Source organism: Sphingobium sp. WCS2017Hpa-17, assembly GCF_031843765.1.
GTDB lineage: Bacteria > Pseudomonadota > Alphaproteobacteria > Sphingomonadales > Sphingomonadaceae > Sphingobium.
The window spans coordinates 1-12,495 of the sequence record NZ_JAVTIV010000007.1 but is presented as its reverse complement, the minus strand read 5'-3'; the positions used below and the strand labels follow the sequence as shown (position 1 = coordinate 12,495).

Here is a 12,495-nt window from a genome sequence, read left to right as displayed (position 1 = left end):
CGGCAACATCTGTTTCAATCCGGTGCCGAAACGAGGATGTGAAGCGTCGGACCGACGCCATCCGCTATTGCGCCGCGCTGCAACATCAGCAAGAAAAGACAACCAAATTTGGGTGAGGGCATTCAGATCGCAAAACAGCGCGCGCCAATAGGCGTGCGTGACATCGGCATGACATGAAGCGTGGGCAACAGGTCGTTGCGCATAAGGGCGGGGAAGAATGAGCACTAGTATTCGCGGCAATTTCGACGGTGTTAAGGAAAATAACCTGATCGGATGGGTATTTGACCCCGACAATCATCCTGCCGAAGTGATGGCGATGATCGATGGCGAATTTGTCGCCTTCGCAGAAGCCAATAACTATCGCCCCGACCTGGAGCGCGCCGGCTTTAACAACGGCCTGTGCGGTTTTCGCATCGCCATCCCGGAACAATTTCTGGAAGGCGGCACGCATAAAGTGGAATTATGGCTTGAAGGCGGCCAGCGCCGCCTCGGCCCGGCCCTCACCTTCCAGTCGCCGGACGCTGCCCCAGTGCCGCCCGCAGCGGCCAAGACCGCTGCTCCCGAGCCCCAGGCTATACCTGCCAGCGCCCTGACAAAGGCAAGCGATGACAAGGTAGCGGCCAAGGCGCCGCCGGAAGCTAAGCCGTCTCCGGAAAGCAAGCCTGCCGCCGACGTTCAATCGCCCCCCAAAGCCCAGCCAGTAACGGAGAGCAAGCCGGCAACGGCAACGCCGGCCAAGACCGCAAAGCCGGTGAGCGGCACGCCAGCCGAGCCAGCCAAGACCCCCGCCAAAGAGAGCAAGGCCCCCGCCGCGACCAAGGAAGTCAAGCCCTTCGTCCCCGGCAAGGGCAAGGCCGCGCTCATTCCGAAGATCGACGCCAAATCGGCCGCGTTCAACACGATCCAGCGATCGGTTTCGGAAAGCTCGATCTTCAACGGCGCGATCGGTACGCTGAACAAATTCTGCAATCTCTACGCGGACAATCCCTATTATGAGCGGCTGCGGCTGGCCGCGCGCGGCACAACCCGGCTCGATTGCTTCGTCCAGATCAGCAATACGCTCAGCCGCGTCGACCAGGCGCGCGAAGGGCAATTGCCCAAGGTCGGGCCGCTGGTGTCGATCATCATGCCGGCGCATAATCGCGAGGATCTGATCGACGACGCCATCCGTTCGGTCCTGGCGCAAAGCTACAAGCGGTTCGAACTCATCATCTGCGACGATTTCAGCAAGGACAATACAGTCGCTGCGATCAAGTCGTTCAAGGATCCGCGGATCGTCCTGACCAAACATGCCGAGCAGAGGGGCGCCGCTGCCGCGCGCAACAGCAGCCTGAAGCTCGCGCGAGGCGACATCATCGCCTATCTCGATTCCGACAATGTCTGGCATCCCCGCTATCTGGAGATCATGCTGGAAGAACTGGCCAACTGGCCGGGCAACATGTCCGCCTATGCCGGCTATTTCGACATCGACATCGGCGAAGACACGATCCGCATCAAGAAGGCGGAAATCAAAGGCTTCCATCTGGAAGACCAACTTGCCGTGCCCTTCGTCGACCTCAACAGCTTCATCCATCGCCGGCAACTCTATGACGTTCTGGGCGGCTTCGACGAACGGCTGGCACGCCGACAGGATTATGACATGATCGCGCGCTATTGCTGGCTGCGTGAACCGCGTGTCGTGCCGCATGTGCTGAACCTGTACCAGCGCATCGCCAACGCGCAACAGATCACCAAAGTGCAGAAGGAAGACACTAAGTCTCCTCAGATCATCGCAGACAAGATCGAAGGCTATTATAAGGACGGCCTGCCGGCCCAGCTTCCGTCCTGGGTGAAGAAAGTGTCGGTCGTGTCGTGGGACATGAGCCGCAACCATTTCGCCAAGGCTTATTGCGTGGCAGAGGCGCTGAGCAAGCATGTGGAGGTCGAGATGATCTCCTATCGCTTCTTCGACGAGGAAATCTTCCAGCCGCTGGCAGACAAGAAGCCGCCATTCGAATGCAAATATTTCGAGGGCGGTACTTTCCCGGACTTCTTCGGCAATTTCGCCAAAGGCATGGAAGCGATCACCGGCGATGTCATCTATGCGGTCAAGCCGCGCCTGACATCCTTCGGTCTGGGTCTGATGGCCAATTACCACACCGGTAAGCCGGTCATGCTGGAATGCAACGATCTGGAAACGGTGGTCAACAACGCCAAGTCCACTGACACCCATGCCGAAAAGCAACTGACCGACCTGTTCGCCGCTGCCGACAAGGCCAAGGTTCCGTATGAACTCATCTGGTCGGAAATCCTCGATCCGCTGGTCGCGGAGATCCCGACCGTCTTCACGCACAATATCAACCTGAACCTGCACTATGACCGGCGCTGCCTGTACATGCGCAACATCAAGGATGATTCGCTGTATCGCCCGCAGGATATGGATCGCGACGCGATCCGCAAGGAACTGGGGTTCAAGCCGGACGACCGCATCATCCTGTTCGGCGGCCTGGTGCGCAAGCACAAGGGCATCTTCGAACTGGTCGACCTGCTCAACGCGCTGGGCGATCCGCGCTACAAGCTGCTGGTGGTCGGTAGCCGCGACACGCCCGACCTCATGAAGCTGAGCAAGGAGCATCGCGACAACATCACCGTGTTGCCGCCCCAGCCACCCGAGCAGATGGCCGCGATCAACCTGGCATCGGACCTGATCGTGCTGTGGCTGGACCCCAACGTCCCGGCTGGCCAGTATCAGAGCCCGTACAAGATGTCCGATGCGCTGGCGATGGGACCGACCATCATCGCGTCGCCCACCAGCGATCTGGCCGATCTGGCAACGCGCGGGCTGATGCTCAACGTGCCCTTCGGCAACCAGAAGAAGCTGGTGACGACCATCCGCCGCGTCTTCGACCAGCCGGAGGAAACGGCGAAGCGGCAGCAACGCGCGCGCAAATTCTTCGAACGCGAATTTTCCTATCCGGCGGTCTTCCCGGCTTTTGCGCTGGGCGTATCCAAGCTGGAGAAGAACAAGGTCTATCCAGTGTCGGAACGTTTTGCCGAATTCTTCGCCGAATATCGCCGCCGTACGCTTGCGGAGAAATAAGGCCATGAAGATCGCGATCAAGAATCCGGCCCCTATTGGCCCGAACCTGGAAAAATGGGGCGACTATCATTTCGGCCTGGCGCTCGCCAAGTCACTGGAAAAGCTGGGTGCGACCGTCGTCCAGCATTTCTGGCCGAACTGGGACAATGACGACGGGGAAGACATGGTCATCCTGCTGCGCGGCAAGCGCAGTTACACCCCGCCGCCGTCCAAATTGTCGCTCATATGGATTATCAGCCATCCTGGCACGATCAAATATGACGAAATTTCCAAGTTCGACATGGTCTATGTCGCATCGGAAACCCATTATAAGGCGATCCGGTCACTATCGGGCCTGACCGTCGATGTTGCGCGGCAATGTACCGACACCAGCGTCTTCTTCGCCGACGGACAGGACAAATTGCGGCGCGATGTGTCCTTCGTCGCTAATAGCAGGGGCGTGCGCCGCGAAGTCCTTAGCTGGGCCGTAGGTGCCGGCACGCCGGTCCATGTGGTCGGCCGTCATTGGGGCAATCTGGGGCTCGGCCATCTCGTCAAGTCGCAATATATCGACAATGATGCCCTGCCCGACTTCTATCGCCGCACCCGCCTGACGCTCAACGACCATTGGAGCGACATGGCCCATTTCGGCTATATCAACAATCGCATCTTCGATTGTCTGGCCTGCGGTACGCCGATCCTGACCGACGAATTTTCGGAATTGAGGACGGTGTGCGGCGACGGGATCCTCTATGCGTCCGATATGAATAGTTTCGGTGCGGCGATTGAGGAATATCTGCTCGATTATCCCTCGGTTCTCGGCCGAGCGCAGCAATTGTGGCAGCGGATCGGTGCCAATTACAGCTTCGATGCGCGCGCCGCGCAAATCTGGGACTGGGCGACCACCACCCATTCGCTGCGCAATTCGCTCTGCTACGATGCCGATGGTGCCCGTGCCGCGTCGGCCGAACCTCTGACGTCGGTGATCGGCCAGGCCGTTGACCTACTACGCAAGGCGGGCGTGACCCGCGAAGTCCAGACGCTGCACCTCTGCCCGTCACCCTGGGGCACCTCCTCCCTCTTCGCCAACAAGGAGATCAGCTATTTGTCCGGCGGCTTCGGGCGAGGGCCATGGCATGTGCTGATGGATTGCGAGATGGGCGGCCTTGCCAACAAGCATTTCGACATGATCGTGATCGAACCCACAGACAATCTGGCCGATCTGGTGGGCCAGGATCAGGTTGGTTTCGCCAAGCGGCTGGCATCGAAGCTGAACAAGGATGGTGTCGTGGTCGCCCCATCCGAGCATGCGAAGGCATTGTTTGCCGGATGGGAAGGCATCAAGACCGATAAGGAGACGCCTTTCGCGCTTTTACAGCCAAAGGGCGCCAAAGCCTGAATCGGGACGGGAGGGTGCCACCACACCTTCCCGCCGCAATATTGATCAGCGCTACTTCGCCCTGTAACGTGCCAGAACCGCCTGCGCAGGCTGAAATTCGGGATATAGATCTCCCACCTGCCGCAACAATTTTCTTGCCTCTTCCCGATTACCCGCCGCTTTCGCCAGGCGATAGCTACGCCACAGCGTCAGCAGTTGCGGCCCCTCTACCCGCAACATCTGCGTGTAGGCGCTTCTGGCCATGGCATAGCCCTGATCGGTCTTCATTTTGAATGCGTCGTCAGCCAGCTTTTCTGTTGTCGGCAATATCTGCTGATATCGCCACGCGTCCTCGCTATTCTCGCGCGCGCGCCACAAGGCCCGTCGCGCACCATCCATCGTAGGGCGGATGATATGCAAATCATCCTGCTTCGCTATAAGGTTGGCGGCGGCGGCCTGGGTCACGATCCCATCTACTGCCGCTCCCTGGATATCCGCGAATAATTGCCCGGCCATTGCCATCCACGGACCGCCGGACACCTCGCCCTTGGCACGATGATAGTCCGGTTCGATAAATCCGGCGGCGAAATCCTTGGCCGCCTTGATCTTGCGCACGCGAAGATAGGCCCTGATCCGGTCGAGCGTGTCTGTGGTTCGATAGATCAGGTCTCCATGCACAATCACAAGGGCGCCTTCCGCCCCGACATGTTCCAGAATGTTGAGCATGGTCAGGGCCCAAAGCGCCGCGACATCCTCTTCATCGGTCAGTTCCCGATGCACCCGCAGATTGCGCGACGCACGCGCGATCTGCGACATGGCCACCTCGTGCGGCGGACGAATGATGACGATGGGACGAACGATAAAGTCCGCCAGCACCAACTGCCAGAACGGCCATAGCTGCGCCATGCGGGGATCCTTGACCGACCATAATGCCACCTTGCCGAACAATTGGTCGATCGCCGCCAGCGCACGCTCCCGAAAGGGTGCGAAACGCTCTTCCCGAAAATCATAACGACCAGCATCGAACGCCCAATTGTCCCAACTGGCTTCAAGAAAGGTGAAAAGGTCGTCGTTGACCTGACGCAGCATCTGGCTTTCAAAAAAACCCCTGGGATTCTCTTCCGATGCCCGGTCGCTGATGTCCCCGATGGGAATACCGAAAGACTGCACGATGGCGGCAAGCGCCGATGTGCCTGAACGATGAATACCCAGAATTGGCGCCGCCACTGCCTGACGTCTTGTCGTCAAAACATAACCCTCCACATATCCTGCCGGTCTGGCTCCCTGCGCCACATGTCGCACATGGCATGAACATACGGACGGTCCAAAGCGCTTGTTCCAGCTACAGGCTTTTTCAAAGTCCGATCCACCCAACCATCATCATCGCGATGTGATTTCGATAACCTGCCCTAAACCAACGTCGAGATACAGTAATGGCGCATTTTTGAAGGATTTGCCTAGCGCGAACCGCTCGACTCGACTTGCTTTATCGACGACCCTCTATTAGACCTCTGGCGCAACATCTATCGGAGACACTTGTGCGCAAAGGCATAATATTGGCCGGCGGTTCTGGTACCCGTCTGTATCCGCTGACGAAGGGCGTCTCAAAACAATTGATGCCGGTTTATGATAAGCCGATGATTTATTATCCGCTTTCGGCTTTGATGCTTTCCGGTATTCGTGAAATACTTATCATCACGACCCCGCACGACGCGGCAGCTTTTCAGGCATTGCTGGGCAGCGGCGAAGAACTGGGCCTGTCGCTTTCCTATGCGGTGCAGCCGGAGCCGGGCGGCCTCGCCCAAGCCTATCATATCGGCGCGGACTTTGTGGGCTCCAACCCCTCGACCCTGGTTCTGGGCGACAATATCTTCTATGGTCATGGCCTGGTCGAACTGCTGTCCAATGCCAGCGCGCGCGATCATGGCGCCACTGTGTTCGGCTATTATGTCAGCGATCCGACGGCCTATGGCGTCGTGTCCTTCGGTCCGGACGGCCGTGCGGAAACGATCGAGGAAAAGCCGGTCGCACCCAAGTCCAACTATGCCGTCACCGGCCTCTATTTCTATGACGGCCGGGCGGTGGACTTCGCCCGCGACCTCGCCCCTTCCCCGCGCGGCGAACTGGAGATCACCGATTTGAACCGCCTCTATCTGGAGGAAGGATCGCTTTCGGTCGAAATCATGGGGCGCGGCTATGCCTGGCTCGACACCGGAACGCACGGGTCGCTGCTCGACGCTGCGCTCTATGTGCGCGTGACCGAGGATCGGCAGGGCCTTAAAATATGCTGCCCGGAAGAAATCGCCTGGCGGCAGGGCTTCATCGATGACGCACAGCTCGAAAAGGTCGCCACCCCACTGCGCAAGAGCGGCTATGGTAATTATCTGATGGGCCTGCTGACGGGCAAGGGAGCCATCGCATGAAGATCATCGAAACCGCCATTCCCGGCCCGCTGATCATCGAGCCGCGGGTCTTTGGCGACGATCGCGGCTTCTTCATGGAAAGCTGGAACGCCGCCGCCTTTCGCGAGGCTGGCCTCGACCTGAATTTCGTGCAGGACAATCATAGCCGCTCAGCGCGCGGCGTGCTGCGCGGCCTGCATTTCCAGAATCCCAATCCGCAGGGCAAGCTGGTGCGCGTAGCCGCCGGTCGCGTCTGGGATGTCGCGGTCGATATCCGTCGGTCCAGCCCGCATTTCGGCCAATGGGTCGGCGTCGAACTGTCGGCCGCCAACAAGCGGATGTTCTGGGTGCCCGAAGGCTTTGCCCATGGCTTCGTCAGCCTGGAGGATGGCACCGACTTCCTCTACAAATGCACGGCGCTCTATGAACCCGCATCGGATCATAGCCTGTTGTGGAACGATCCCGCCATCGGCATCGAGTGGCCCTTGGAAGGACTGGAGCCCCAGCTTTCCGGCAAAGACCGGCAGGCCAAGACACTGGCCGAGATCGAGGCATTCGCGTGAAAGTCCTCATCACCGGTTGCAACGGCCAATTGGGCCACAGCCTTCAGGCCACCGCTCCGGCAAAGGCGACGTTGGTCTGCCTGGGCTCCGCCGATCTCGACATCAGCCAGGGCAATGCGGTCGATCGGTTGGTCGCCCAGCATGCGCCCGATGTTGTCATCAACGCGGCCGCCTACACCGCCGTCGACCGCGCCGAGCAGGACGAGGAACGGGCACAGGCCATCAACGGCGCGGGTACGGGTTTCCTGGCCAAGGCAGCGCGTCGGCAAGGCGCTCGTTTCGTGCACGTCTCTACCGACTTCGTGTTCGATGGCGCGGCCGGCACGCCCTATCGCCCCGATGCCCCCACCAATCCCATGGGTGTCTATGGGCGATCGAAGCTGGCGGGAGAGAAGGCGGCTGGCCAGGATGCACTGATCGTCCGCACCGCCTGGGTCTATGCGCCTGAAGGCGGCAATTTCGTTCGGACCATGTTGCGCCTTATGGGCGAGCGCCCCGAGGTTCGGGTGGTTGCCGATCAGATCGGCACACCTACCTACGCCCCCGCCCTGGCCGACGCCATCTGGCGCCTGCTGGCGGCTTATGCCAGCGGCATGCACCATTATACCGACAGTGGCGCGGCCAGCTGGTACGACTTTGCGGTCGCGATCCAGGAGGAAGCTCTGGCCGCTGGCTTGTTGACGCAGGAAGCCACGATCATACCCATCGCAACCAGCGACTACCCCACGCCGGCACGCCGCCCCAGCTATTCGGTGCTGGACAAAAGTGCGACGTTCGCGGCGATCGGTGGCCCTGCGCCGCACTGGCGCGTCCATCTGCGCACCATGATCGCGGCGATCAAAGCCCAGGGCTGAAAAAGATGCAGGCGTCAGCCGGTTGGGGCTGGCGCCTGATCAACATCCAATGCCTCCAGCAAACGCATCAGACTGACATCCCAGCCCACCCCATCGCCTATGGCAACAGGCCCATCAGCAGCTATCGTCGCCATGATGCTGCTGGCCAAGGCGTCGGGCGTATCGGACTGGAAATAATAGAGGCCGGGTTGCTGCAATTCGCGAAAGACCGGCAGGTCGCGCGCCAGCACCGGACGACCATGGCGTAATGCCTCCACGATCGGCAGGCCATAGCCCTCGCCTAACGATGGCACCGCCACCAGCGCAGCATTATTATAAAGCGCCGTGAGCAATTCATCCGACACATCGCTCAACCAATGAAAGGCGGAACAGGATTGCGCCAGATCGGTCATCCGTTGCTGGACAACCTCCGTCCGCCAACCCGGTCGCCCTACCATCACCAGATCGGGCGCACGCCCACCCAGCGTACCACGCAGCCGTTCGAAGGCATCGAGCAGCAACGCATGGCCCTTGCGTGGTTCCACCGTCGCCACCATCAGCACCGTCGCATGCTCCCGCATCCGCGCCAGCACGGCGTGCCCCGCATCGTCGACGCCGCGGCTGGGGCGGCTGGCACCGATATCGCCGCTCAGGGGCAGCAATGCATACCGAAGCGGATGCCCCTTCATCCGTCCGCGCGTGCGCAACAGTCCGTCCAGATCCTCCGACACGAACTCCGATATGCACAGCGCCACATCGCCATATCGCTCCAATACCCGTATCCAGCGGCTGAAATGACGCGCCGTACTGGGTGGGAACCAGTCCGGCTGGCGCAAAGGCAGCACATCATAGACCACCAGCGCGATCGTCGCGCCGCACCGCTTCCACCACGCCACCTGCCGCCGATGACGCCACAGCCGATGCGCCGCCAGATCCAGACCCAGGAAGATATCGCCACGCTGCAATCGCACCAGCGGCACATTCTTGCCCGGCAAGACGATCCGCCCGTCCGGCAGGTCGGCCCGACGATAGCCACCATCCACCGTGGCAGCGACGGCTATAAGTTCGATATCAGTGAGCGACGCCCGGCGCAGTTGCTCCCAAAGAGCGCGCACGACCCGCTGGATGCCGGTGCCGGCATCATGCTGGGCTATGGTCGACAGATCGACCACCAGCCGACGCGGACTATCCGGTGACCTGACTTCCGACCGCGCACCGATCTCCCACCCCAAGGCGCGAGACAACCAGCTCCACGCCGTCATTCCTGACTATGCGTCTGATAATGATGATAGGCTTCATCGACATTGTCGAAACAGACGAGCGAGCCATTGGCCAGAACCGCGGCCCGGTCACAATTTTCTCGGATGAAATTGGGATTGTGCGACACGAAGAACATGGAGCGGTCGGCCCGCTTCACCAGCAGTTCCTCGCGGCAACGATCCTGGAAACGCTGGTCACCGACCGCAACCACTTCATCTATCAGGAAGCAGTCAAACTCGACCACCAGCGATATCGCAAAACCCAGTCGCGCCCGCATGCCGGCCGAGTAGGTTTTCAGCGGCTCCTTCATATAGCGGCCCAGTTCGGCAAAATCCTCGACCGCCGGCAGTGCCGCTTCAGGATCCTTGCCATAGATACGGCAGATGAACTTCAGATTGTCATAGCCGGTCAGGGATTGCTGGAACGCGCCGGAGAAGGCAAGCGGCCAGGATATGGTCATATCCCGCTCCACCCGACCGCTCGACGGCTTTTCCACGCCGCCCAGGATTCGGATCAGGGTCGTCTTGCCCGCACCATTACGCCCCAATATACCGATCTTCTGACCCTTTTCGAGCGTCAGATTGATATTGCGCAAAACATGGTTCCGGCCGCGACGGGTCGGGTAGGATTTGTTGATGTCGATGAGGCGGATCATTCGGGCACGAGATTCCGGCTGGCATAACGGATTTCGATCAGTGCCAAGAACATCAGGATAACATTCCACGAAATCAGATAGGCGGGATCATAATGCGGCGTGAAATGTGATCCGAAAAATCCATCACGTACCCATTCAACACCATTCACCATCGGCACATACATGACGATCTCACGCACTTTCGGCGGTGCGGCTTCCACCAGCCAGGCCGCCCCGGAAAGCGGGAACATCAGATAGGTGCAGGGATGCCAGAATTTGTCGACCAATTCTGTCCGGTTGGACAAGGCGCCCACAAACATGGCCAGCGATATGCCAAACCAGGCCAGCATGAGCCAGCCGAGAATGGCCTTGGCCGGGTCTTCCGGCAGTTCCATCCAGCCGATCGACGAGAAGAACAGCGTCAGTACGAAGAAAGACGTGCCGACGCCAACACATTCCAGCAACACGCGCGCGATAAAAATGTCGATCACCTTCACATTGCGGTGATACATGAGCGACAGATTGGGTTCAATGGAGCCAACCAACCGGTTGGGCATGTTGCGCCAGACCAAGACGCTGGAATAACCAGTCAATGCGAAGGCCGCGATCGGCAGGTCCGCCCCATGCACGGCCCTGAGCGCCGTCCATAACAGGGTGACACCAGTCGTAAAGATCGCCGGTTCGACAAACAACCACAGAAAGCCTATATTGTGCCGCCCGTAGCGAGTGATGACCTCGCGCAGGATGAGCGCACCGATCACCCTTCGCTGGATCGCCCAGCTATGGCGCAGGCTGGGTATCCGCCCCGGATTTTCGATGTCCGACATCAGTCGGTATGCTCGCGCACACCAGCCAGCAGCATCGAGGAGATCGCCCACATGACAAGGCCGACGATGAAGGTGCTGATGATGCCGCGCAGGCGCTTGGGTGCTGCCGCATTGTCAGGCAGACTGGGCTGCACGATCCGCTCGACATAGGTCTGCTTGCGCCGCGCCTCGTTGCGGGCTTCCTGCAAGGACGTCATGGAGGCGGCCAGGTCACGGTCGGCCAGCTGGCTTTCCAGTTGCAGCCGCTGGAACTGCGCAGCACTGGCGGCAAGCGATTTCTGGTTACCGGCAACAAGCCCCGTCTGCGCTGCGATCTCCCGGTTCAGTTCGGCGATACGCGCGCGCAACACCGGCACCTGCGGGTTTTGCGGCGTCAGCATCTGCAACTGCACCAACTGGGTCTTGGTGGAGATCATGTCGTCTTGCAGCTTCGAGATCATCTGCAACTGGACGGTCGCCTGCTTTTCGGGATCGACCACGCCTTCGCGATTACGATAGTCCGACAGGGCGAGCGCTGCGGCCCGCGCCTTTTCCTTGGCATCGGCGACTTCCGCGCCGCTATAATTGACCAGATCCTCACGCCCGCGCCGGTTCAGGCGATTGACGAGCGCCTCTGCCTGATCGAGCAATCGCCGATTGATCGTCTGGGCTTCCACGGGATCGAACGCCTTGACCTTCAAGGTCGCGATGCCCGACGCGGCGTCATATTTGACCTCAACCTGGTCCTGGTAGAAGGCATAGAGCTTTTCATTGCTGCCGTTCGTGCCCAGGCCGTTGAACCTGTTGAGGAAAGACACGTTCTTGTTGCCATAGGCACGGCTGACCAGCCCGTCGCGATTGAGCGCGTTTAGCGCATCCCGTGAGATCATATAGTCGTTGGCAACGAAGGCATCTTCAGAGGCGTTGGTGAACCCCCCGCTTTTCAGCAGAGCCCCCAGCCCCCCACTCGACCGCTTCTCAGAACTCTTCACGACAAAGCGCGATTCCGATGTGAAGACATTGGAACTCAGCACGAAATAGACGGTCGCGATAGCGGTAGGGACAAGCACCGTAGCGATGAAAAGCGAAGGCAATCCACCGATTTTTTCGGGAATTTTTGTCATTGAAAAGCAAGTCTCTCGGTTCGCGAGTTTGTTACGCGCTGCACAAATCAATGTCCAGCGCATTGCTTCTCGCCCTGCCGACAAAAAAGGACTGGTGAAGGCTTGCCATATCGGCCACCGCCTTTGTATCTGCAAAGTATCACGCACATGCGGGATGAAAGACCAGCGCGGAGGCGGACGCATTCCATGAAAATCACGATGATCGGCACGGGTTATGTAGGCCTTGTGTCAGGGGCCTGTTTTGCGGATTTTGGTCATGACGTGGTGTGCGTTGACAAGGACGCGGGGAAGATCGCGGCGATCGAGGCCCGTCGGATGCCGATTTTCGAGCCGGGCCTGGACAAGCTGGTGGGCGACAATGCCGCGGCCGGCCGGCTGACCTTCACCACCGATCTGGCCGCCGGGGTCAAGGGCGCTGACGCCATCTTCATCGCGGT

12 protein-coding genes are annotated in these 12,495 nt (G+C 59.8%); 7 read left to right on the top strand and 5 right to left on the bottom strand.

The annotated features are described in order from the left end of the window. The first annotated feature begins 217 nt into the window (after positions 1-217). Positions 218-3,079: a glycosyltransferase gene (locus RQH62_RS12055; protein WP_311269005.1), complete on the top strand. Its 2,862-nt coding sequence runs from the start codon at positions 218-220 to the stop codon at positions 3,077-3,079. 4 nt (positions 3,080-3,083) lie between these two features. Further along, positions 3,084-4,457 (top strand): glycosyltransferase, encoded by a 1,374-nt coding sequence (locus tag RQH62_RS12050; protein WP_311269004.1) that lies wholly within the window; start codon positions 3,084-3,086, stop codon positions 4,455-4,457. A gap of 51 nt (positions 4,458-4,508) precedes the next feature. Here RQH62_RS12050 and RQH62_RS12045 read toward each other — a convergent pair whose 3' ends face one another. Beyond that, positions 4,509-5,729 carry a hypothetical protein gene (locus tag RQH62_RS12045; protein WP_311269003.1) on the bottom strand — a complete coding sequence of 407 codons (1,221 nt, stop codon included), beginning with the start codon at positions 5,727-5,729 and terminating at the stop codon, positions 4,509-4,511. Between the two features lie 245 nt (positions 5,730-5,974). Here RQH62_RS12045 and rfbA point away from each other — a divergent pair, with 245 nt between their 5' ends. From rfbA to rfbD, 3 genes are read left to right on the top strand one after another with little or no spacing between them, the layout of a single operon-like run. Further along, a complete protein-coding gene (gene rfbA, locus RQH62_RS12040) occupies positions 5,975-6,859 on the top strand; it encodes a glucose-1-phosphate thymidylyltransferase RfbA (RefSeq protein WP_311269002.1) in 885 nt (294 codons plus the stop codon). Continuing rightward, positions 6,856-7,401, top strand: a complete 546-nt coding sequence (gene rfbC / locus RQH62_RS12035) for a dTDP-4-dehydrorhamnose 3,5-epimerase (protein WP_311269001.1) — start codon at positions 6,856-6,858, stop codon at positions 7,399-7,401. Before rfbA ends, rfbC begins: the two co-directional genes overlap by 4 nt. Beyond that, complete coding sequence (gene rfbD, locus RQH62_RS12030) at positions 7,398-8,255, top strand: dTDP-4-dehydrorhamnose reductase (RefSeq protein WP_311269000.1); 858 nt, start codon at positions 7,398-7,400, stop codon at positions 8,253-8,255. The genes rfbC and rfbD overlap by 4 nt, the downstream gene beginning before the upstream one ends. Positions 8,256-8,269: 14 nt before the next feature. On the opposite strand, the gene RQH62_RS12025 is transcribed toward rfbD, so the two are convergent. Genes RQH62_RS12025 through RQH62_RS12010 form a run of 4 tightly spaced genes read right to left on the bottom strand, consistent with a single transcriptional unit; the run spans position 8,270 to position 12,028 of the window. Continuing rightward, positions 8,270-9,478, bottom strand: a complete 1,209-nt coding sequence (locus tag RQH62_RS12025) for a glycosyltransferase family 1 protein (protein ID WP_311268999.1) — start codon at positions 9,476-9,478, stop codon at positions 8,270-8,272. Positions 9,479-9,492: 14 nt separating this feature from the next. Next, complete coding sequence (locus RQH62_RS12020; RefSeq protein WP_311268998.1) at positions 9,493-10,149, bottom strand: ATP-binding cassette domain-containing protein; 657 nt, start codon at positions 10,147-10,149, stop codon at positions 9,493-9,495. Then, on the bottom strand, positions 10,146-10,955 hold the full coding sequence (locus tag RQH62_RS12015) for an ABC transporter permease (RefSeq protein ID WP_311268997.1): 810 nt from the start codon (positions 10,953-10,955) through the stop codon (positions 10,146-10,148). The genes RQH62_RS12020 and RQH62_RS12015 overlap by 4 nt, the downstream gene beginning before the upstream one ends. Beyond that, a complete protein-coding gene (locus RQH62_RS12010) occupies positions 10,955-12,028 on the bottom strand; it encodes a hypothetical protein (RefSeq protein ID WP_311268996.1) in 1,074 nt (357 codons plus the stop codon). Before RQH62_RS12010 ends, RQH62_RS12015 begins: the two co-directional genes overlap by 1 nt. On the opposite strand from RQH62_RS12010, the gene RQH62_RS12005 reads away from it, so the two are divergent. Together RQH62_RS12005 and RQH62_RS12000 are read left to right on the top strand one after the other, a co-directional pair. Continuing rightward, on the top strand, positions 12,012-12,248 hold the full coding sequence (locus tag RQH62_RS12005; protein ID WP_311268995.1) for a hypothetical protein: 237 nt from the start codon (positions 12,012-12,014) through the stop codon (positions 12,246-12,248). The genes RQH62_RS12010 and RQH62_RS12005 overlap by 17 nt on opposite strands. Next, positions 12,245-12,495: 3-hydroxyacyl-CoA dehydrogenase NAD-binding domain-containing protein (locus tag RQH62_RS12000; protein WP_311268994.1), on the top strand; the 251-nt coding region annotated here is incomplete at its 3' end. The genes RQH62_RS12005 and RQH62_RS12000, both read left to right, overlap by 4 nt.